At 42.9% G+C, this 23637-nt stretch carries 17 protein-coding genes and 1 pseudogene; 13 read left to right on the top strand and 5 right to left on the bottom strand.

The genetic code is table 11. The features are described 5' to 3' along the window. Positions 1-252 precede the first annotated feature (252 nt). Together C7R93_RS01915 and C7R93_RS01910 are read left to right on the top strand one after the other, a co-directional pair. The gene (locus C7R93_RS01915) at positions 253-930 is read left to right on the top strand and encodes a response regulator transcription factor (RefSeq protein WP_106837218.1); all 678 of its coding nucleotides are present in this window, start codon (positions 253-255) and stop codon (positions 928-930) included. Next, the gene (locus C7R93_RS01910; protein WP_106837217.1) at positions 927-2729 is read left to right on the top strand and encodes a HAMP domain-containing sensor histidine kinase; all 1803 of its coding nucleotides are present in this window, start codon (positions 927-929) and stop codon (positions 2727-2729) included. Before C7R93_RS01915 ends, C7R93_RS01910 begins: the two co-directional genes overlap by 4 nt. 277 nt (positions 2730-3006) lie before the next feature. Here C7R93_RS01910 and C7R93_RS01905 read toward each other — a convergent pair whose 3' ends face one another. The 4 genes from C7R93_RS01905 to C7R93_RS01890 form a co-directional block, all read right to left on the bottom strand. Then, a complete protein-coding gene (locus C7R93_RS01905; protein WP_106837216.1) occupies positions 3007-3753 on the bottom strand; it encodes an SAM-dependent methyltransferase in 747 nt (248 codons plus the stop codon). A gap of 197 nt (positions 3754-3950) precedes the next feature. Beyond that, on the bottom strand, positions 3951-4454 hold the full coding sequence (locus tag C7R93_RS01900) for a stalk domain-containing protein (protein ID WP_146142403.1): 504 nt from the start codon (positions 4452-4454) through the stop codon (positions 3951-3953). 2 nt (positions 4455-4456) lie between these two features. Continuing rightward, the gene (locus C7R93_RS01895) at positions 4457-5242 is read right to left on the bottom strand and encodes a hypothetical protein (protein ID WP_146142402.1); all 786 of its coding nucleotides are present in this window, start codon (positions 5240-5242) and stop codon (positions 4457-4459) included. A gap of 240 nt (positions 5243-5482) precedes the next feature. Then, complete coding sequence (locus tag C7R93_RS01890) at positions 5483-6169, bottom strand: hypothetical protein (protein ID WP_106837213.1); 687 nt, start codon at positions 6167-6169, stop codon at positions 5483-5485. Between the two features lie 439 nt (positions 6170-6608). Here C7R93_RS01890 and C7R93_RS01885 point away from each other — a divergent pair, with 439 nt between their 5' ends. From C7R93_RS01885 to C7R93_RS01855, 7 genes and pseudogenes are all read left to right on the top strand, one after another. After that, positions 6609-7274, top strand: coding sequence for an N-acetylmuramoyl-L-alanine amidase family protein (locus C7R93_RS01885; RefSeq protein WP_106837212.1), 666 nt, complete (start codon positions 6609-6611; stop codon positions 7272-7274). A gap of 14 nt (positions 7275-7288) precedes the next feature. After that, positions 7289-7945: a GDSL-type esterase/lipase family protein gene (locus C7R93_RS01880; RefSeq protein ID WP_106837211.1), complete on the top strand. Its 657-nt coding sequence runs from the start codon at positions 7289-7291 to the stop codon at positions 7943-7945. A gap of 37 nt (positions 7946-7982) precedes the next feature. Next, positions 7983-9389 carry an MBOAT family O-acyltransferase gene (locus C7R93_RS01875; protein ID WP_106837210.1) on the top strand — a complete coding sequence of 469 codons (1407 nt, stop codon included), beginning with the start codon at positions 7983-7985 and terminating at the stop codon, positions 9387-9389. 80 nt (positions 9390-9469) lie between these two features. Continuing rightward, entirely contained in the window at positions 9470-10543 is a 1074-nt protein-coding gene (locus C7R93_RS01870; RefSeq protein ID WP_106837746.1) for a DHHW family protein, read from the top strand. 25 nt (positions 10544-10568) lie between these two features. Next, complete coding sequence (locus C7R93_RS01865) at positions 10569-11075, top strand: DUF4358 domain-containing protein (RefSeq protein WP_106837209.1); 507 nt, start codon at positions 10569-10571, stop codon at positions 11073-11075. Positions 11076-11434: 359 nt separating this feature from the next. Then, positions 11435-12001, top strand: coding sequence for an SLOG family protein (locus C7R93_RS01860; RefSeq protein WP_106837208.1), 567 nt, complete (start codon positions 11435-11437; stop codon positions 11999-12001). 529 nt (positions 12002-12530) lie between these two features. Next, positions 12531-12826, top strand: a pseudogene (locus tag C7R93_RS01855) (sensor histidine kinase); the annotation flags it as partial. 285 nt (positions 12827-13111) lie between these two features. On the opposite strand, the gene C7R93_RS01850 reads toward C7R93_RS01855, so the two are convergent. Then, on the bottom strand, positions 13112-13816 hold the full coding sequence (locus C7R93_RS01850; RefSeq protein WP_106837207.1) for a response regulator transcription factor: 705 nt from the start codon (positions 13814-13816) through the stop codon (positions 13112-13114). Positions 13817-13934: 118 nt separating this feature from the next. Between C7R93_RS01850 and C7R93_RS01845 the strand changes: the two genes are divergently transcribed. From C7R93_RS01845 to C7R93_RS01825, 4 genes are all read left to right on the top strand, one after another. After that, positions 13935-17654, top strand: a complete 3720-nt coding sequence (locus tag C7R93_RS01845; RefSeq protein ID WP_158264002.1) for an ATP-binding protein — start codon at positions 13935-13937, stop codon at positions 17652-17654. Between the two features lie 948 nt (positions 17655-18602). Beyond that, positions 18603-19511: an ETX/MTX2 family pore-forming toxin gene (locus tag C7R93_RS01840; RefSeq protein ID WP_106837205.1), complete on the top strand. Its 909-nt coding sequence runs from the start codon at positions 18603-18605 to the stop codon at positions 19509-19511. A 446-nt stretch (positions 19512-19957) separates the two neighbouring features. Next, the gene (locus tag C7R93_RS01830; RefSeq protein ID WP_106837204.1) at positions 19958-21994 is read left to right on the top strand and encodes a transporter substrate-binding domain-containing protein; all 2037 of its coding nucleotides are present in this window, start codon (positions 19958-19960) and stop codon (positions 21992-21994) included. Continuing rightward, entirely contained in the window at positions 21972-23342 is a 1371-nt protein-coding gene (locus tag C7R93_RS01825; protein WP_106837203.1) for a sigma-54-dependent transcriptional regulator, read from the top strand. The genes C7R93_RS01830 and C7R93_RS01825 overlap by 23 nt, the downstream gene beginning before the upstream one ends. Positions 23343-23637 lie beyond the last annotated feature (295 nt).

Raw genomic sequence — 23637 nt, 5'->3', positions numbered from 1 at the left:
ATTGTTGAAGAGCAGAGGATGAAGGACCTGCGGATCACACCCCATACATTTACCCGACAAGTTCAATAAAAAGTTTATATTTTTAAACAATTTTAACTATCACGGATGCACAATTTGAATATGACGAGGTCATCAATAAGTTTCCCGTCTAATTTCCGCTACTTTGTGGTTGGTGTCAGCGAGATGATACTACTAATCCTTAATTAAAAATGATAGTATTGCTGGGTAAAATCACAAGGGAGGTATCATCCATTGCCAAAAACCATCTTGATCGTTGAAGATGAGCATATATTGCGAGAAATCTTGAAGGATTATTTCGTAAACGAAGGCTATGAAGTGTTAGAAGCTTCGGATGGGAATGAAGCACTATCCTTATTTCAGACGAGTGAAGTACACTTAATCCTATTAGACATCATGCTGCCTGAATTGGACGGATGGTCTGTTTGCCAACGCATTCGCAAGTCTTCCAACGTTCCGATTATCATGCTGACAGCTCGCGTCGATGAGGATGATACGATCTTTGGGTTTGAACTGGGGGCAGATGATTACGTGACCAAGCCATATAGCCCTCCTATATTATTGGCACGAGCAAAACGGTTGTTGGAGAGTCGGCATGTTCCCGGACTAGCAGATGAGGAGTTGTCGAGCAGCGGCATTACGATCCATTTCCCATCCCGAACAGTTACGGTAGATGGGAGCAAGACCGATTTAACGCATACTGAATTTGAAATGTTAGCTTATTTGATGAGGAATAAAGGGATGATCATCACGAGGGAGCAATTGATCACCAAAATATGGGGATATGATTTTACGGGCGATGATCGAACCGTAAATAGTCACATTCGTAATCTTCGCTCGAAACTAGGGGGAAAATCAACATGTATTACCACGGTCGTTCGGTCCGGATATAAATTCGAGGAACTAGTATGAAGCGCAGCATAGTATTGAAATTGTTTCTCTTGACGACGACTTTATGCTTGGCTATTCTTGCTTCCATTTATGTGGGACAGACTGTTTTCTTCAAACAATTTTACATCAATAAAAAAGTGGCGGATGTTCAAGAGAGCTTGAAAACATTTGAACAAGCATATGCAAGCAGTTATAAAGATGTGCAAGCAATCCAGCGGCTGGAGCAAGAATATTACCGCCAGCACAATACATGGGTCACCACACTGGATCATCTTGGGAATATCAACTACGCCCAGGATGTTGCCATAGAAGTCAAACTGTCGCCTGATAATGTCAGTCCCTTTTCCAATCAAACTCTGATCATTCCACTATACGGCTTCCTGAATATAGAGGAACTCAACGAGGGAAGCTTTCTTCGTACCGGAGCGATGGTTACCATTCAAGGGATTACGAAAGATAAAGCGGCGGTTGTTCCTTATCGGCTGGGAATTGAGTGGGGGAAGGTAACATTTGAAAATAATCAAATCGCCAAAAAAGAGCACGAGCTGATTCCAAAATTTCAAGACAGGGAAACATCGCTCAAAGCTTTCCCATCCATCTATCTTTTTGGAACCATTACCAAAACTCATCTTCCTGTGAAGAACGAAACACCCCGACTACTCTATACAAACCTTGTGTTTATGGACCGAATCAAAGAATTTCAAGCTAACCTGTTACTCAGTCCAGAAAAGATGAAGTTGACTGCCCCCTGGACGTATCTTGTAGAAAAAAACGATATCAAGTACCAATTGTTCGTCCATCCCATACAGAATAAGGACGGGAAGCCAGAATATATTTTTGCCATGACATCCTTGCAGCCCGTTGATGAAGCGATCAGTATGATTAAAGAATACTATGTATACCTCATTTTATTTGTCCTGCTCCTCATCTTGCTAAGTTCCTTCTACTATTCGAAACAGATCGCGAGACCTTTACTGCGTATCAACCATACGACAAAAAAGATCGCCAGTCTGGATTTCTCGGAGAAAATTCCCATTGTATCCAAAGATGAGATCGGGGATTTATCACACAATATTAATATGCTCTCTGACCGGCTGCATTCTTACATCGAACAACTACAGCAAGATATTGAGAAAGAAAAGCAATTGGAACATACGAGAAAGGAATTCATCTCAGGGGTATCGCATGAGTTAAAGACACCGCTAAGCGTGATCCAAAGCTGCCTGTCGATCCTAAAAGACGGGGTGGCGAGCCATAAGAAGGATTATTATTTCGAAGCGATGGAAAATGAAGTGAAAAAGATGGACATGCTCATTGTAGATATGCTGGAATTGGCGAAATACGAGTCCGGGACGTACAAAATGAAGATGGAGCAGTTTCCGCTAGATACAGTAATTACTCAGACTTGTGAGAAATTGCGGTCAGGAATGGAAAGCAAACAGTTGAAATTGCATACCGATCTTGTTCCGGCCAACGTAGTGGCCAACCAACTACGCATCGAGCAAGTTCTCGTCAACTTCCTGACAAACGCCATTCGTTATACGCCTGAACATGAAACCATCATCATTTCGAGTATGGAAGAGAAGGACATGGTAAAAGTTTGTATCGAAAACAAAGGGGCTCATATACAGGAAGAACATCTCAAGAAAATATGGGATCGATTCTATCGAGCGGAGTCTTCCCGTCACCGTTTAACAGGAGGAATCGGGCTCGGTCTTGCGATCTCCAAAAAGATTTTGGAAATGCATGACGTACCATACGGCGCTTACAATACGGAAGAAGGCGTCATGTTTTACTTTTATCTAAATAAGGAAGCATAGACATTATGTATTTGTTCAGTGAAAATAAAGTATTAGACCGGAACCCCTTATGGCACAAGGAGTCCCGGTCTTCTAAATCAATAGATATTTGAAGAATAGTTTTAGACTCAACGTCAGAATGAAGCAATTCAAAGATCTAAACTGAATAATAAAGTTGTAGACTGCCTCATTGAACTAACGTTCTCCGTTAGTTGAAAAGAGGCTACCTCGTAGTCCACAGGTAGCCTCTTCTTGCGCATATATTCTACTCTCAATTCCCAATTGGTAGTGTTTAGTATTAATTTCTAAGGAGATATAGACCGAAACCTAATGTATCTCTACCCCATTCTAGATACGTATTTCTCCAACTCCTAATTCTTGTTAGCATAACTTCCACGTCGGGATCATTAGGGTTTTCATAGCAATATTTTTCAATAGAGCTCGCATAAAGACCCTCGTATGCATCCCAATCATCTTCACTTGCTACAACGGAGTAAAGCGGTGTCAGCCCCAACTGTTCACCCAGTTTTACATTTCCATGATGTGTCTTCAAATCTTCAAGTTGTGCGCCGAGCGCCTGTAAATACTCATTTGGTGGATTTTTCTTCCAATATCCCTCACCAACGAGAATATAACCACCGGGATGAACGCATTTCCTCAACGCTCGCAACGTAGCTGCTAAATCCCCAATTGCATGTGTAGACCCAATGCATATACCCAGACGAAACTCGAAAGTGGAATAATTGTCCATCACTTGTTTTGCATCTTCATTGACAAATTGGATGCGGTCTAACGAAATTCTCCCGTTGGCACGATTACGAGCCGTTTCGATCGAACCATTATACAGCTCAATAGCAGTGGCTGAAATGTTATATTTCTCAATATAACGGATGAGCAATTCACTTGTTCCAGCTCCAATGTCAATCACTTTATCATTGGGGGTCAACATTGTTTGATTAATAATCGTGTTGATCTTGCTTTCGCTGATCGGATTGCAAAATTCATGATCCCTGTGGGCTATCGCCGAGAATTTGTTTCTGTCCATTGTTTTCTCCTTTGCTTGAATCAGTCTTTATATTCAGCGTAAAAGGCTGACGGGTCGATTTCCTCAATTATGGCTTGAAAGGTTATTACCGAGGGGATTGATCGTGACACCCACTCCTCTCTAAGCCTAGAAGTGTGGAGCAGCTTTCGTCCCATATGACTGATTATTTCCGGGCATGCTTTTAGATATGAGTGTATTTAATTCGATCTTGGAATGACGATGATTAGCTCAATTGGCTCTTTCGCCCACGTCCGATCATAGATGACCTCGCTGTCAAGTAGTCCGGAAAAGAATCGCAAAGGCACGATAAGGGTGGTGTTTTGAAATAGTCTTGGTTCGCTATTTAATACCCTGTCCTGATCCCCATTCAACGAATAATAAGGGTTTCCTACTGAGGTAAGTATCGATGTGTTCCCTTTCTTAACCAAAGCAGATTGAGTACGCTCCTCCCAGGTCACGGTAGCTCCGAGTGCTTCCGCTAGATCGCGTAACGGTACGTACATGGTGTCATAGTCATCCACAATATCTGAGTCTAGCCTCTGGTTATTGACGAATATTTCCTGACGATTAATTCGATGGGGCGTTGAGTGACCGTACTCCGTTTCCAACCTGAAGGAGATGTCTTTTATTTCTGGCAAAGGAACAGCAGGTCCTTCTAACGGGAGATCGAAGGATACTTTGACAAATCGCCCTGGCTCCAATGTCAGAGATTCGTTAAGGAAGGGATGCTTTTTGTGTATATGACATCATAATAGGGTGGTTTCTCCCCCCAGCCTACAATCACAGAATCCCATTTGAAGTTAGTAGCAGTTGCATCACCTATGTTGAATACAGCAGCTTCCACATGCAGCTTGTTATCTCGATACGAGGCAGAGAGCAGTTTCGTCTCGATATTAGCCTGTGGAATCGTCTGTCTTCCCGGGCTAAAAGAGAGCTGATCACGAATATAAGCTCCATCTAGTTGAGAGGCATCCGTAATGTCTTTTACGAGCTTGAATTGAAGATCTGCAACAAGACTCAGTTCACTATCACCTGCTAACACAGGATCTTTTTTGATAGTAGCTGGTGCCAGGCTGATTTTCTTGCCGTTTTTACTATAAAGGTCGAGAGTCGCTTCCAAATATTCAATTTCACTCGGGCTGGTATTTCCCCAAGAAACAGTGGCATATGCCAAAGGTGGATTTTTTGATTCATCCAACTCTATATGATCCAAGCGGAATTGGAGCGGGCCGGAATCAGTAAAGTCATCTGCAAAAGCTTGCACGGGGACAAGGAGTAAGTTTTCATGAGTGTCATCACCATCCAGTAAGTAATGTAGAAATGGAAAAATATTCATTGCTATTATCATTCTAGTGTAAACAATATCACTTTGTCTGCAAAAAGAGGAGATTCCATAGAGTTGGAGGCGTATTGGGTGGTGATCAGCACAAATGAATAAAATAGCGCGGAAAAGCCTTGCAACGTGCTCCAATACTTCGGCATCCTTCATGTGCTTATAGGTATCCCGTCTAGCCTTCTGATCTCGTCAGCCAGATTGGTCAGTGAAAATAAAGTAGTAGACCGGAACCCCTTATCGTTCAAGGAGTCCCGGTCTTCTAAATCAATAGATATTTGAAAATTAGTTTTAGACTCAACGTCAGACTGAAGCAATTCATGGATCTAAACTGAATAATAAAGTCATAGACTGATTAAAATTGCCCATTTCTTTTCTGATACTATCGTAATTCTATCAGATCACGCTTTGCAATACACTTTTCATTCCAGGGAATATACGGGCAAAGACATTAAAATATATCATGATTAAAGATATAATAATAGCTATTAGTAGAATGGCCAATAGTTTCTTTTTGTTTTTCGGGATTGTAAGTAACAAAACAACTATCATTATTAGATATATTCCTATAAGCCATGGTATTAAATAGTAATGAGTGTGAAAGGGTAAGTAAGCGTTACGTAATTCAAATCCTTCTGACAGCAATACTGTGATTGGAAAGGCCGAAACAATATTAGAAAACAATCCGCTTCCACGCGCATACCACATAATATAAGCGCAAACAGGTGATACAGCCGCGCATATGCTCCAAAAAATAATTTCTCTTTCCGGGAAAAAATGTAGCACAAGCGTTGTGTACACATAATAAACGGTAAGCATCGCCCCAAAAAAGGCGAATATTTTTACAGCCGCTAATTTGGGCGAATAGCTAAAAACCGATAAAAGTGTTGCAACAAATACCCATATACCAAGACGATCACCTATACTAGTGAATATTGGGTTGAAATCAGGACTATCCACAATTTTTGCTGCTAAACCCAAAATAACTCCGGCAACAGTTGCACATACTATTGAAAAAACTTTTTGCTTTGCAGTTGATTTGTTCGCAATTCTAATCTGATTCAACCTATTGTATATTTCCATTATACCTCTCCTATTTTTTTGATTTATTTACATATCCAGAAATAAGAAGCTTGAGAATGTCTAAAAAGAGAGCTTTTTCTCGAGATCCTGTTAATGCATATAGACGATGAGCTACCCGAAGTACTAATACTTCTTACATGTAGTCAACTCAGTCTTACTTCCTCCCAAGAATTATTTTATCAGAATACGGCTGTGATTATTGTGCTAAACTGCCCAATAGCTTAATGATCCTGCGAGTCTAAAACTTTATTTTCTCTGAACACTATTACCCAAGTGCAGAACTCGCTTCTGTGCTTTTTTGTTTTCTTTTCGTTTTAGCGTATTCTTTAATCCATTTCGATTTATTCTGCACTTTATCTTTATCTCCCCCTAGTATTCTCTTACTAAGCAAGAAGACGAAATCCTTGCTGAATGTAAGAAAGAGAGGAGGGGGCAGTAAATGATCAGTGACAAGAAATTCATTTTTATGGCATTGCTCGTATTTGTCATGGTTATGTTTGGTTTTTTGTATAACCATCCTGACATCAGCAATGCTAGGCAAGTCGATTCGCCCGCCTACAAGATTGTCATCGATCCAGGACACGGCGGCAAAGATCAAGGCGCGGAGGGAGTGAGTGGTCAAGTCGAAAAGGATTTTACTTTGCAGCTAGCACGCAAGGTAATGGAGTTAGCGGAGCAGGATTCGCGCATGCAGGTATATCTGACGAGAAGCGATGATCGCTTTTTATCTTCGATAGAGCGAGAAAGACCGCAATTTGCAAATCAGTTGGGGGCAGACTTGTTTATCTCTCTCCACGGAAATACCTATACAGATCCTACTGTTTCGGGAACAGAGACGTATTATTATCATCCGGAATCCCTTCTGCTTGCACAGAGCATCCAGAATCATGTGAGAGATGCGACCGGCTTTAAGGATCGGGGTGTAAAAAAAGCTGATTTTTTTGTCGTCAAGGATACAAATATGCCGGCAGTATTACTTGAGGTTGGTTATCTAACCAATCCGTCGGAAGAACAAAAACTGTTCGAAGAAGATTTTCAATATCGTATTGCCGCTTCGGTAATAGAGGGTATACAAGATTATCTACGAACAACTGAAAACACTTGAAAGGAAGTAATACCATGAGAAAAAATACTTTTGTAACGATACTGACAGGAATTATTGCATTATCAATTACTGCATGCGGAAATCAAGCAACACCACCCTCCGTACCACAAGAGAGTAGTTCCGTTTCCACTGCAACGGAGGCTCCGTACAAAAAGATGTTTCAAACAAGTGTATTTGTAGGGGATTCGATTATGGAGGGGCTTTCCTACCATGATGTCCTGGATGCAGCCAATGTGAGTGCGGGTGCAGGCAAAACAGCCGAATTCGCGTTGGAGGATGTTAGTGAGCTGATAAAAAGAAATCCGAAGCACGTCTTTATTCAACTGGGATCAGATGACATCCTATGGCCGACAGACGATCCCCTGACATACTCGTATAAGCAGTATGCGAAATTAATCGACAGCATCAAAAAAGGACTTCCAGAAGCACAAATAACCTTGTTATCGGTCACACCGGTTACTGTGGAAGCGGAAAAGATCGAGCCTCGTTATCAAAAAATTAACGATTACAACAAAGGATTACAAGTGCTTGCTACTGAGAAAAAAGTGGCGTTCGTCGATTTGTCTCCGATCTTTGTCAGCAATCAAGATCTGTATGATAAGGACGGCATCCATTTTAAGGAAAAATATTACGGGCTTCTGTTGGACTTCTTGAAAGACCACATGAGCTAACATTCTAAAATCTACGAAAGACTGAAGGTGGTCAGAGTTGGTATTTAGCAGTCTCATCTTTCTGTACTACTTTCTGCCGATCACGATATTACTCTATTTTGTATTGCCAACGATCCTAAAAAATTTTGTACTCTTTGCCACGAGTCTGGTGTTCTATGCATGGGGAGAACCTGTGTATGTCTTCCTTATGCTCTTTTCAACGGTTTTTGATTATGCAAATGGCCGATTGATTGACAAGTATAGACACCACAAAGGGATTGCCAGAACGGTGTTTATTACGTCACTTGCCGGAAGCTTGGGCATTCTCGGATTCTTCAAATACGGCGGGTTTGTCCTGGACAATCTCAATCATTGGTTCGGTCTGAATGTGCAAACTGCTGACCTTCCGCTTCCGGTGGGTATATCCTTTTATACGTTTCAAACGATGTCATATATCGTGGATGTGTACCGAGATCGGGTGCCTGTACAAAAAAATATGCTGTCCTTTGGACTCTACGTGACGATGTTTCCCCAGCTGGTGGCCGGGCCTATCGTGAAATACGGCGATATTGCCCACCAGCTTTCCTATCGAAAAGTGACGTTGGAACGATTTGGCGAAGGGGCGGAATTGTTTATAAAAGGATTGGCCAAGAAAGTGCTGCTCGCCAACAACATCGGTACGTTGTGGACGAGTGTGAAAACAGTGCCTGCTGATGAAGTCTCTGTTCTTTCCGCATGGATTGGCATCATCGCCTTCAGCTTTCAGATTTATTTTGACTTCAGCGGATATTCGGATATGGCGCGCGGCCTTGGCAAAATGTTTGGCTTCGATTTTATGGAAAACTTCAGGTACCCTTACATCTCGAAAAGCATAACGGAGTTCTGGCGCAGATGGCATATTTCATTAGGTACCTGGTTCCGGGAGTATGTGTATATCCCCCTTGGGGGGAATCGGGCAGGCATACTGCGGCAGTTCATCAATTTGCTTGTGGTATGGTTTCTCACCGGGCTATGGCACGGAGCAAGTTGGAATTTTGTTATCTGGGGTATGTATTTCGGGCTGTTTATTATGATGGAAAAATGGTTTCTGTTACGCTGGCTGCAAAACTCGCATGCCTTTGTCGGACATGTTTATACGATTCTAGTTGTGATCGTTGGATGGGTCTTCTTTGAATTGGAGCATATCTCTGACGCCTGGACATTCATCCAAACCATTTTTGGATTCGGTTCGCATAACGTCACTGACACGCAATCACTTTACTTCTTGTCGACTCATTGGCTTCTCTTGCTCCTGATGGCCGTGTGCGCGACTCCATTTCCGAAGCAAGTTGTTTCGTACTTGAGAGAAAAATTTCATTTGGCGGGGAATGCTGCCGCTGTTGCCATGCATGTCTTTTTTCTCCTGATGTCCACAGCTTTCCTGGTTAATGAAACGTACAATCCTTTCTTATACTTTCGATTTTGAAGAAGGTGGTATTTCTGAACAGACCTAATTTTACGTACACACGCATGGTCGCAATTCTGCTGATCGTTTTTTTGGGGAGCATGACGGCATGGAACCTTTTGACTCCAGATAAACTGTTCTCAGAATCGGAAAATCGGAGTTTGGAGCAACGAGCGAGCTTTTCCTTTCGAAGTCTGATGTCGGGAACGTTTGCTTCCGATGTAGAGAAATACATTGCTGACCAGTTTGCGGGAAGGGATATTTGGATCGGGTTAAAGTCGGAGGCGGAACGGATGGTTGGGAAAAAGGAGAGCAACGGGGTTTATTTGGGTAAAGATGGATTTTTGCTGCAAAAATTCACCCCGCCTACCGAGGATACTCTGAAGGCAAAGGTCACAGCGATCCATGCGTTCGATGAAGTGACTCCCGCTCTACGAAAATACGTGATGTTGGTTCCTACGGCGCAGAGTGTGCTAACCGACAAGCTCCCTAGCTATGCCACCGATCCTGGCGAGCTCGCTTATAGAACGAAAGTGCATCAATCTTTACGTAAACAGATTCATATCGTAGATGTCTATCCGGCGCTTATCGCCAATCAGGATCAATCTATTTATTATAAAACAGATCATCATTGGACTACCCATGGCGCTTACTATGCCTATCAGGAGTTGGGCAAGAAGATGGGATTTGAACCAAAAACAAAACAAGATTTCCGTATGGAAACTGTGACAAATAGCTTTTATGGTTCTTTGTATTCCAAGAGCGGTTACAGGCATGTGAGGCCAGACAGCATAGATCTTTATTTGCCAAAGAAGAGTCAGACGTACGATGTCACGTATGTTGATGAGCAGCGGCGGTCGGACTCTCTGTACGAGAGAGAGAAATTAGAGAAGAAGGACAAGTATACAGTCTTTCTTGGCGGAAATTATGGCTTGATTAAAATAAGTACGGAAAACCAGGAGGGCAGAAAACTGCTGGTGGTCAAAGACTCCTACGCTAATAGCTTGGTTCCTTTTTTGACGCATAACTTTCAAGAAATCTATGTCGTTGATCTCAGATATTATGATGGGGATATCAAGAAACTCATACAGGAACAGCACATTCACGACATGCTTTTGCTATACAATGTCCAGACGTTTTTTGAAGATCCATCTATCCAGACTTTAACAGAATAGGCGAGAGGAAAGGGGATCAAGTAATATGGCAGGATTGCTTGTTAACAGAGGTAATAATTATTGGAAATGGTTGGTTCCGTTACTTTTTTGGACAATCTTATTAGGCGGGATAACTGGATGTTCGAATACAGAAGAAGATACCTCGATTCATACAGCGACGGAGGTAGGGGAACACATCAAGCAAACTGTAAAGCTGGAGGAAATGAAACAAGGCGATCTTACGAAACTGCAAAAGCTCTACCAGATTGCTCCTGAAGAGGTGGAAGATTTCGTCTTGTTTACGGCTTCATCTAATGTGGAGGCAGATGAGCTCTTGGTACTAAAATTAAAAGACATCAATCAGATCGATGTTGTCAAAGAGAAAGTGCAGAAACGAATTGAGGCGCAGACCGTAAAGTTTAGAGACTATCGCCCGATAGAATATCATCTCGTGGAAAAGCATGTTTGGAGGGTGAAGGACCAATTTATACTCTTCGCGGTCTCCGAAAAAAACGATCAAATTAAACGCGCTTTTGAAGAGTTTTTTCAATAACGACTCTCGTTAGAGTAACACTTATTTATGTGGATGTTTGCTAACTGCTGGTAATTGTTTACTTTGCGGGTGGTGTCAGCTACGCTTGTACTACCCCAAATAACAAAAATTTGAATCGAGCATGAGGCGATTCCATGAGTCTTCAGACTATGGATAGCCTCTTTATTAATTGATAGGCCGGCAACTAACAAGCAGCAGCTCACCTTCAGGAAAGATAGGAAAGTAATCATCCAATTTATCCTGAGTCATTCAAATGTGTGATAATATAAGAAAAATATGAGACGGAACACTAATGAAGAGATAGTGAGTGAAAAGAAATCTAATTTCTGCTAGCGTTCTTTTAAACTAGAGGTGGCAACATGTTAAAACGTATAATTGTTTCAGGATACAAGGCTCACGAGCTTGGCATTTTCAATGAAAAAAATCCGGGGTTAGCCATTATTAAGAAAGCATTGAAGCGGGAACTCGTAAGATTCCTTGAGGAAGAATTGGAATGGGTCATCATATCAGGTCAGCTCGGGGTAGAAATGTGGGCAGCCGAAACTGTTCTGGAATTGAAAAAGGAGTATCCACATCTAAAACTGGCGGTAATTACTCCGTTTTTGAATCAAGAGGAGAAGTGGAAAGAAGAAACCCAGGATTACTACCGAAATATTGTGACGCAAGCCGACTATATTAATAGTGTCTATCAAACACCTTACCAGGGAGTTTGGCAGCTTGGAGAGAAAGACAAATTCTTGCTATCCAATTCAGACGGTATCTTGTTAGTATACGATGAAGAAAACGAAGGCTCACCGAAATTTCTAAGTAAGCTCGCCGCAAAAAAATCGGAAATGGGCGATTATCAGTTATTTCGAATTAACGCATATGACTTACAGAACATTGCAGAGGAACAGCAGCAAGAATTATACAATGACTACTTCTAAACAAATAAACCAGCTACGAAAAGCTGGTTTATTCTTGCATAGTCGCTGAGGACTGAAATCGACCAAAACCCATTGAAAATCGTCATCTTACTTTGGATAAATTATCGAATATGCTACCTCTCACGATCTTTATGCGTAAAGTACGGCTTATAGTCGCTTGAAATCCTCCTCCTTTTTTGCTCTTCAACAAACTCATTGATGAGATTTTCATATAATGGCGTACCTTTTTCTATCATTTGAGGTATCGGATAGAATTCAATCCACCGAAAATGATATCTTCTATGCCAACGGTTTTCATTCAAGTATTTTGAACAGGTTTGAGCATTTCGATTGAGTCTTGCTTTGTAGAACTCATCCGAACAAATTCTTCTGTGATTTATCACGGTTAGGTCCATTTAGGAGCGCTAAACGCTAAAATCAGGCTAATCGATGGGGACTATTCTGTTGTCATCAATGAGCAATCTCCTGCGAAATAATGAAGTTCAAATCTCCAGGATGAATGTCCTCATTCACAATTTGTTAAAGGTACCTGCTGAAGAATGCGATTGAGCATTCCACGTTCAACAGCAAAATCGTGATTCAAGTAAAGATACACCGATCTATACGGAGCTGGTAATTCAAGATTTCGGAGAAGGAATTGACGCTGAGGAATTATCGCATATTTTTGATCGATTCTACAAAGCAAGAGGTTGTAACAAGCATGATTCGACAGGGGTAGGCTTGGCGTTGGTCAAAGCCATTATTGAAGCACATCATGCCTTGATTAAAGTGGAGAGTGAGAAACATAGCTTTACAAAATTTACGATTCCCTTCATGAAGTATTAAGTCGGGGTGTATGTGCGCTGCAAGAAGTTCATGGCCCGTCAAAGAGGGACAACGTCGCCGGCATATAGATGACTTCTGAATCTCACCAGGAGTCATCTATATTTCGGGGATTTATGCCGAATATTGTAGAAACTCTTGATTGGTGATTCTATTTATTCACTACATTCGTACAAATATGAAAAAAATGTGAAGGAAACAGTCATTTTTATCATACGAGATTCACTTAAATCTCAAACTTTTGCCCCATAATACGCAGAATAATCAATCGATCATTGAGGAGAACTATTACTCACCGTCAGGACAAAATTTGTAGCCCACTCCCCAGACGGTTTTGATGTATTTGGAATCGTTCGGTTTATCCTCTAATTTTTTACGGAGCTTGGCAACATGTACGTCAATGGCACGCTCGGTAATAAAGGAGTCGTACCCTCGCAGGGCATAAATTAATTCTTCTCGGCTAAAAACCTTTGATTTATTACTGAGCATTAGTCGAAGGATTTCAAATTCTGTGAAAGTAGTCGTAACAGGATCACCGTGCAAATAGACTGTCCTGCGCTCATGATCAATCATAATTGGATCTTCTGTACTAACTTCCTGAGAATTAGCTGGTTCGTTAACTCGTTGGGCAAACATGCTTCGACGCAAGAGAGCGGCGACACGCGCAGCAAATTCACGCATACTAAAAGGTTTGCAAACGTAATCGTCGGCTCCAGCCTGCAAAGCTTCAATACGTAACCGAACTTCCATGTCCATCGAAATCATCAGAATCGGGGTAATCATTTCATTCCGTATTTCTCCACAGAGTTCAATCCCGGTGCGATCTGGAAGCCATTGGTCCAGGATGATCAGGTCGGGTTTGAGGCTTAAGGCGAACTCAAACCCGGCTAATGCGGTTTCAGTCCTAGTCACGCTATACCCTTCTTCAGTTAAATACATAGACAACATCTCGCCAATCATCAAGTCATCTTCAATGAGTAGTATAGTATTCATGTTGAATCCATCCTTTACTTCGTAAGAAAGAAAAGTATGTATCGAAAAACAATATAGTAAATTATACTATGGTTTCATTTAAATCTCCAATTGTATGCCACGGATATGTGAGGGAGTCATGTTTCGTTTACTTCGTAAAAGAATGATCATCATTTTTCTGATAAATGCAGTTTTATCTTTCGCAGGTATTAAATGCGCCAAGTACCTCATTTCTACTCAACATCAAATCCATCAGACAGAATTAGAATCCTTCATGCTCGTAATGGATGCTACGGAAAAGACTTCTAGTTGGTTGTTTGCACGAATCACAGAGTTAGAAACGGCTGGAAAACTATTTGATAATCATGATCCTACTGAGAGAAGATTAGATGATTTCACGAGGATGATTCTGGATTCAGACGAAACATACCTGTCTTTAGAATTCTTTGATAGGAATGGAAATGAAATGTTAAGGGATGGAAGTTCCAAAAACATAAAGTCCACAGCTCATTTTCAGGAAGCGCTAAATGGCAGGACTACTTTATCTGATCCCTACCAGGATGAAAACGACAATCATTGCGTGGAAATAGCTGCTCCCATTCTCGATTATCAACAGCAAGTGGTTGGTGCAGCTATAGCAACTCTCAGCTTACAGAAAGCATTTTCAGCATTCTCAAGCATAGAAGGGGTTCCAGAGGACAGTCAAATGTGGTTGCTCATTCAACCAACAACCGTCCTGATCGACAGCACGCAAGGAAGCATTGCCAGACAACTCAATCATCTCCTTTATACTGAGCTGAAAGAAGCACTAGAGCAACATGTCAGGTCAGAAGGAAATTACGGTCAATTTGATTTAAGCCAGGATGTGAGAATGTATTACGCCCAAGTGCCAAATACAAATTGGTATCAAGGACTAGCACTTCCCATCGAGGAATGGGATATTCCCCTCATCACAGTATGGTTGGATCATGCAGAAGGCATTCTCTTAGCTGAGTTGGTACTGTCAAGCTTGTTCATATTTGGTATGTATCATGGACGACAACAGCACAGTAGAAATCAAAATCAAATCCGAAAAGAAACAGATGACGTCAGCCCAGGTTCTGTTGGTGAAAATCCACCTCTAACCCGTATACACGATCTTCTCGAACCTTATGATTCGTATATTCATCACCATCACTATGTCATGATTGTGACGGATCGAGATTTCTTAATCCGTTCCTTTAATAAAAGGGCAGAAGATGTGCTTGGCTATTCTTCAGAAGAAGTACTGAGAAAAGAAACTCCTCTTTTGTGGTTAGACAACCAACAACTCGTCGAACGCGCATCCTTTTATTCCAAGGAATACGGTAGGAAAGTAGATGCAGATTGTCATGCATTCGTATTTCCTTCTTGTAAAGGCTTTCCGGTGGATACGGAGTGGCTCTGGAAAACAAGGAATGGAGACTCTGTTACGGTAGTGGCCAACGTTAGCCCCATGATGTCATCAAATGGAGCGATAAAAGGCTATGTCATTCTCGCTCGTGAAACGAAGATCAATGAAAGCACAAGAGATCGTCTATTCAATATTGCAGAAAATGCCCGGGATATTATTGCAACCTTTGATGCAAATTGCGACATGTTTTATATCAACCAAGCTGGGTTGAAGTTTTTGGGTATCAATCAGTTACGCGATGAAAATAAAAGTTTGATGTACTATTTTTCTGACAAGACAAAAAAGTTAATTCAGGACGGATTGAATATCGCCGAACAAAAAGGGCATTGGGTACACGAGTCCGAGTTTAATTCGCCACTTGGAAAAAGTATAGTTATCTCACAAGTCATTGTGCCTCATTTCCCAAATGACGGCGGTGAGGTATTCTTTTCTACCATCATCCGAGATATTTCAGAACTCAAGCGTATCCAGGCAGAATTAATAAACGCAAAACAGGAGGCTGATGAAGCCAATCATGCCAAGGGCGTTTTCCTTGCGAAGATGAGTCACGAAATAAGAACGCCGCTGAATGGGATAATTGGACTTAGCCAGCTACTACAAATGACTAGCTTGAATGAGCTACAGGAAGAATATTTGCGAAAGATCATGGATTCATCAAGCTTACTGTTTCAGATTATTACCGATATACTGGACTATTCCAAAATAGAGGCAGAAATGTTTTCATTGGAGTGCAAAGAGTTCCAGTTAGAGGAAATCATTCAGCAACTCAGTGGCCCCTTGAGCGTGCTGTTGGGAAATAAACCGGTTGACTTGCTTGTCGAAATAGACGACCATGTACCGAATACCATTACCGGAGATTCTCTCCGACTGGCTCAAGTATTGTTGAATTTGTTAAGTAATGCGATCAAATTCACGGATGAAGGCATGATTGAGCTTACCGTTAGAAAGATAGAGGATGCTTATAAGGAATTCAAATTAGAATTTGTCATTAGAGATACCGGAATAGGGATTCGCCCTGAAATCATGAATAAACTGTTTCAACCTTTCGTACAAGCAGAAGAAGCAACGACTTGGTACCAAAGTGGAACTGGTCTGGGGCTGGTAATTGCAAAAGATATTACGGATGCAATGGGTGGAACCATCAAATGCAACAGCAAACCTACTATTGGAACAGAGTTTAACATTATTCTTCCATTCGAAAAAAGCACAAAGGAACTCCGCCAGCCTTTCTTCTTGCCGGTTCGGATACTTGTCGCAGAAGAAAACGAAAGAGTAAGAGATAGCTTGATAAAAGCGTTTTCTCCCCTATGTAACCAGATCATTGGCACGGATACTTGGTTAGGTGCCATACAATGCATGGAGACCCAAACATTCGATGTCCTGATAGTAGACGGGGAGTTAGCGTACGAAAAATCGAATCCGTTACTAACCTGGTTGCCGATGATCATGGAAGGAATGCGGGACGACATGAGGACGATCGCTTATACGACTCTGGAGGGAAGGGGGATCATTCAACAATTACCTGTTCAACACAGACCAGACAAAGTTTTGGTTAAGCCTGTTACTTCGTTATGTTTAACTCAGGCAGTAGCCGCTGTTTGTTCACTGGATTACTTTGAAGAATCTTCACCAGAAAATGAAGATGAAGCACAGAAGGCCCCACCCGTTCCTGGTGATCGCGTACATCTCCTTCTTGTTGAAGATAACAAAATCAACCAGATTGTTATCCAGCATCTTCTTGAAGCACATGGATATAAGGTGACGATAGCCGAAACTGGAAGGCAAGCTCTGCAAATCCTTGAGAAAGAAGTCTTTGATGGCATCCTGATGGATCTGCATGTTCCCGAAATGAACGGCTTGGAAACGGCAAAGAGAATCCGCAAAGATTCTCGATTTTCCCAGATCACGATCATCCTCCTTACTGCTGACATTACCCAGCAGCTATCATTACACAAGGAGTTCAATGACGTGCTCTACAAGCCAGTTAATCCTTCTCAATTAATCGAAGCGTTGCCTATTCATTTGAAGGTCAATCCAAGAAAATCCAATTCCTCTGAATGGAGGGACAAAACTAATCTGGTTTTCTCCCCAGAGCTTGGCATCGATGTCAGGGAAGCATTAGACAGGCTGGATGGAAAAACACATATCTACAAGAGAATGTTACAAGTTTTTCAGAAAGAATATGAGACTTTCTTCGAGCGGTTAACGAAGTGCGTGTCAATTCATGACTATGCTTTGGCCTTACACATGCTTCACGCCCTAAAAGGTGCAGCCGCGAATTTAGGTGCTATTGAATTGATCGATGCAGTAGCCGTCGCAGAAAAAACAATTGCTGACAGTGCGGATCTCACTACAGTCCTGGAGCATCTGCAAGACAGCTTGAACAAAGCTTTGACTGCATGCACTTGGTTACTCGAACAGCTTTAAATCATTGGTCCCTTTCCGTTGATTACAACAACCGAAAGGGACTATTTACTTTTCCTGACAAATGAAGCGAATCGGCTGCTGAGAAAAATATTAACAGTCTTTACGAATGTTCATAATGACTCAGCTCATATTCGAACTTTTTTAACACTTATCTTGCATCCTTATACATATACAGCAATTACAATCCTCATTGGGAAAGAGGCGGAAAAATGAAAGAATGATCTCAAGCGATTCCATTTCAAAGCTACTGAAAGGAGAACATCTTCATATGAAATCAATCAAGTTTACAGACCCGAGCAGAATTAATAGCAAAGTATGTAGAAGCAAAAAGGAATGCGAACCTTCAATATATAGAAGCCGTTTCACAATATGCCATCATGCAAGAAGATCATATACAGCATGATGAAAAGAAATCTTTTTTAGAACAAGAAGCTAGGCGGACAGGATTTGACGCTTTTGTCCTCACGGATCTTTCTGGCAATGTACTGAACGCTTGGACGAACCTATAAATATCAGTGACAGAGATTATTTTAAGCTGGCATTGACAGGAACAGAGAATGTTCGAAAAGAGAGTTGTTTCGTTGGGGCTATCCAAAAAGTCTGCCAATTCGCGACTTTACGGACAGCCCCTCTGTTTGGCACAAACTTCTCATGAATATATTTCCAATTTGTTAATTCATGGTTTTTTTGAATATTAACATTTCTTTTTGTAGGAACTGAAACTTTTTTAAATATTTTCCTGCATAATCGGCCTTGTCGAGAGGGTATGGAATAAAAGCGGAAGGAGGAGAAACGCAATTCGTAGATTCGCCTCTCTATACTCTTCTTTGACTGACTGTCACCAATTACATGTAGCAAACGTGTTGGCTGGGAACTGTCTACTGCATGTCTACTGCAACAACGAAAGCTGTAAGCCTCGTACATGTAAAAGAAAAGGGGAGAGTATGAATGAAAAAATGGATGTGCTTGCTGTTGGCATCAGCCGTTTGCGTAGTACCAAGCGTTGTGGCTCCGCCAGCTAATGTGATGGCAGCGGAACAAAGCAAGAGTGGCGCTGTTCAAGATATTGACGAAAGAATTGTCAAAATGATTAAAAGTGATGATGGACAATTAGGCTGGGGACAGTATTACACAGATCATAAGATAGACGATTTTGTATTGCGTGGCAGTAATATACAAAGCTCCAATATCGAGAATACGGAAATTTTAACGGTACATGACAGTTTGTTAACGAACAACTTGCCATCTACACAAACGATGACATCAGCAGCTTACGAACATGCATTTACTGAGACGACCAGTACAACAAATACAACGGGTTGGACATTTGGTTATGCATACAATGCGTCTGCTACTGTGTGGGTTGTTTCTGCATCGCATAATTTTAGTGTCGACTATAATATGTCCACAGCGAATACTACAGAAAAGTCCGTACAGAGAACCCTCATTGCACCTCCTCAAAACGTTGTTGTTCCCCCGTATAAAACATATAAGGTCAATTATGTTTTTGAAAAAATGACGATCTCCGGCAAAAACAACATTGAAGCAGATTTGTTTGGCAGAGTCTTCTATAGAAATGTGCCAGATCTGTCCTATTCTTTAGGACAGACATGGGCTTGGGCCAAAGATAAACAGGGCTTCGAGAGAGTAAATCGAGAGCTCAATTATCCATATGATCACTGGCTCCGAAATGGAATTCGCACCCAGGGCGTAGGAGAATTCAAAACGGAATTTGGAACGAGACTTACGGTTGTCTTTGAAGACGTGACCGATCCCCGTAACCCAGTAGTAGTAGAAAAGAGAGAGGTTCCTGTAAAATTTAAAACAATTTCCGAGAACGTTAGAGAAGTAAAATAAATAGCAAATAGGAAGACGTTGACCTGGCACTAGGCTGGGTCTTCTTTGTTATCCGTGGACTATCTGACCAGCCTGGGGCACAGTCATGGCAAATTAGGCAGACAACCAACAAGCAGCAGCTCAACTTCAGGAAAATTAGTTTAGCGAAAAGGCAAAACTAACGGAGCAAAAGCTGCAAATGCTCGTCCCAGCGCTCGATACCTGATGACAAGCTGGCCTATAAGAGCGCCGATACCTTCATGGAGCGTTTGATCGGTGAAATGCGCAGCCCGTACAAGGTAACGCGAGCTCCAGTAGGCAATGTCATCTATACACGCCACCTAAGTCGGTCTAATACTTTCATTTATTACCTACAACTTTATTTTCACGAAACAATAGGCGCTTGAATTTCGATCAACAACACTTTATCCTTTTCAACAACAAGACGGTGAACGGAGGTGCATAGCATGATTGGCGGAAAGAAAATAGGGATCGGGCTGATGCTCGGAGTGATTCTGCTCATGACTATCGGCATGACGATCCCCAGCGAGGTACATCAGGAAAAAGTCATTCGCATCGCAGGGGACAATAATTTTCCGCCCTTCGAGTACTTTGCCCAGACTGGCGTTTTCAGCGGCTTTAATGTAGACATCATGAACGCCATTTCGATTGAGACAGGTATGCGAATTGAATTCGTGCCCTTGCCCTGGAATGTAGCTCTCGATGCCTTGCGAAACGGACATGTCGATGCCGTGCAAGGAATGAAATACAGTCCTGCGCGTGACAAGCTGTACGATTTCTCAGCTCCATACTTTTTAAGCTCCCAGGGGATATTCGTGCGAACAGACAATGTGCACATCTTCGGGATCGGAGACCTGACTGGTCGGAGGGTCGCCTTCCAAAAAGCAGACATCGCGGCTGATCTTTTCCTTGAGCTTCAAAATACCAGCTTCATCGAGACAGACAGTCAGGAAGAAGCTGTGCAATTGCTCCTCGACGGAAAGGTAGACGCGTTTGTCGGCAATCGCATCACGGGGCAGTACTTCCTGCAAAAAAACAACCAGCAATCCCAAATCAAAATCGTAGGCGACCCGATCGATCCGACTGATTATGGAGTCGCGGTTCTTCCTAAAAACGTGCAGCTACTGACTGAGATCAACAAGGCTATCTCCAAGATCAAACAAAACGGAACGTATGACAAAATCGAACGAAAATGGTTCGGACAGTACATTAGACCAAACACGCCTAACTTGGAGCGCCTTCGCCTCTATCTAGAGTGGGGCTCCGGCATTGGCCTACTGATCGTCCTCGGGATTTTATGGTGGAATCGCATGTTGAAAAAGGAAGTACAGAGAAGAACCTCCCAGATCCACGAAATTAATCGGGAGCTGAAAGAAAAAATGGCGCTGCTCGAGGAGAATCTGCAATTTCAACAGCAGCTACTCAACAGTACCTACAGCTTTTATGTCACACTCACCCAGCACAGCCGCATTTTTTTGATGAATCGAAAAGCAGTCGACTTTCTTGACGTCGATCACCATTTAACGGGCCTTCCCCTGAGCGGAACGATTCTTGCAGAGTTTATTCCCAATAATCAGGTCGAGGATGTCCTAATGCAGGGTAGTACGTATCTGGAGCAGGAGATCGTTTGGGAAAGGGAACGAGACGGGCAAGCCCAACGGCTGGTGATCCGCTACAATATTTTTCCGATTATTTCTCCTGCAAAGGAAATCACAGGAGCCATCATCAACTTTCATGATGTGACCAAGCAAAAAGACATGGAAAAGAAGCTGGAGAGCGAAAACAGATTGCGGTCGTTAGGGCAATTGATTTTGGGGATTGCACACGAAATCCGCAACCCCCTGACCTCTATTCTCACCTATACTCAGCTTTTGCCGACCAAATTTGACAACCCCAAATTTCGCAATTTCTTCGCGCAGCAGGTGCCTGGCGAAATCCTGCGCCTGAATGATCTCGTGAATGATCTGTTGGAGTACGCCCGGCCAAAACCGCCGCACCCAGCCCGTTTCCGTGTCGCTGACCTGATGGAAGCGGTCCTTGCGCTGTGCAGCCAGAAGATCAAAGAGAAAAAGGTTCAGGTGTCACTCAGCCTTCCCCCTCACTTGTGTATCGAGGCTGACATCAACCAAACCAAGCAGATTTGGATCAATGTCGTGCTCAACGCCATTGAATCGATGGAGGTGCAAGGCAAATTGAATATTCGCGGATATACAGAGGGGCAGATGGTCGTCGTCGAAGTAGAAGACAATGGGCATGGCATGTCACCAGAAGACAAGTACCGCATTTTCGAGCCCTTCTTCAGTACCAAAGCAAATGGGGTAGGTCTCGGACTCTCGATCACCTATCAATTAGTCAAAGAAAATGGAGGGGCCATCGACCTGCACAGTCAGCTTGGTCACGGCACCACCATGATTATTCGCTTGCCGATGCCACAGCAAGAAACAGAAGGGAAGGACTCTTATGCACCATCTGTTAGTCATTGATGATGAACCTGCCATCTGTCAGTCACTTGAATTTGCCTTGGAGGAAAAGTATCTCGTCAATACCTTCACCGACCCAGAAGCGGCGCTGCCTTTCCTCCAGCAGGTAGAGATCGCTCTCGTCCTGCTCGATTTAAAAATCGGGGCTCATGACGGAACAGAAGTGCTCAAGGAAATCAAACGGCTGTCACCGGATACCGTAGTGATCATGATGACTGCCTTCGGAAGCATCTCTTCGTCCGTGGAAGCCATGCGGCACGGTGCCTTCTACTATTTGACCAAACCCTTGATGATGGACGAGCTGGACATTTTGCTATCCAAAGCAGAAGAATTGTACCAGCTGCAGACGCGCGTCAAATGGCTAAGCGAAGAGCTGGATAAGCTGTCCGACAGCTACGGTCTGATCGGAAACAGCAAAGCCATGCAACAAATCCTTGATCTGATCGATAAGGTCAAAGACATTGACTCCAGTGTGTTAATCAACGGCGAAAGCGGAACAGGCAAGGAGCTGGTCGCCCGCGCGATCCACTACCAAGGACAACGCAGAAACAAGCGGTTTCAGGCAGTCAACTGCGCAGCTATTCCCGATAATTTGTTGGAATCCGAGCTGTTTGGCTATGAAAAAGGGGCTTTTACCGGAGCCATGCAGAGCAAGCCCGGGCAGTTTGTGCTAGCTGATGGCGGCACGATCTTTCTCGATGAAATCGGGGAAATGGATATGTCCCTGCAAAGCAAGCTACTGCGGGTCATTCAAGAACGAACCGTGACCCCGCTGGGAGGACTGGAAGAGAAATCAATCGACGTGCGGATCATCGCGGCGACCAATCGAGACCTTTGGAAGGAAGTCAAAGCACACCGTTTTCGCGAGGACTTGTACTATCGGCTCAACGTCATCCCGATCCAACTCGCTCCTCTGCGCGAACGAGAAGGGGACGTGCCGCTGCTCGTTCATTCCTTTATCAAAAAAATTAGCGAGCGAATGGGCAAGCCGATCGACGGTATCTCGCAGGAAGCGCTGCAAGTGATGGAAAGCTACGATTTTCCCGGCAACATCAGAGAGCTGCAAAACATCGTAGAACGGGCGATTGCCTTGACAAGCTCATCCCTGATCGAAAAGCGAGATTTGCCAAAGGAACTGCAAGGGACGCAGCCTAAGCAGGTCACGAGCAAGCAAAAGCTGATCCCTGTCTACGTCGGGGATACGCTGGAGCAGATCGAAAAAAAGGTCATCCTGCACACCCTCGCCCATCAGGAAGGAAATCGCCGTAAAACAGCGCAATTGCTGGAGATGGGCGAGCGAACCTTGCGGGATAAGCTGAAAAAATACCAAGATGAACAAGAAGAGGAATAGACGAGGCGGCAGAAATGGCCGGCGGCAATTTTCGCAGGGCGGCGGATTTTGCCGCCTTTTTTGTATTTTCAAAATACTCACCCAACTCATGGCAAACGGCCTAAGAATGGCTTTAGACAGCCTCTCGTTTGCTATTGCTTCTACTTTTCCTCTTCGATTTCTCGATTGGCACGATATGTGAATATAGCTAATGTTCGAAATTACTAAAATATATTTGGTAGGGGGTTTACAACATGAAGGGATTTCGTAAGGGACTGTTCTCTCTGTGTGCACTGCTCGTCACCGGGGCTTTGAT

The organism is Brevibacillus fortis (assembly GCF_003013395.1).
GTDB classification, from domain to species: Bacteria; Bacillota; Bacilli; order Brevibacillales; family Brevibacillaceae; genus Brevibacillus; species Brevibacillus fortis.
This window is presented reverse-complemented; position numbering and strand designations above follow the sequence as displayed.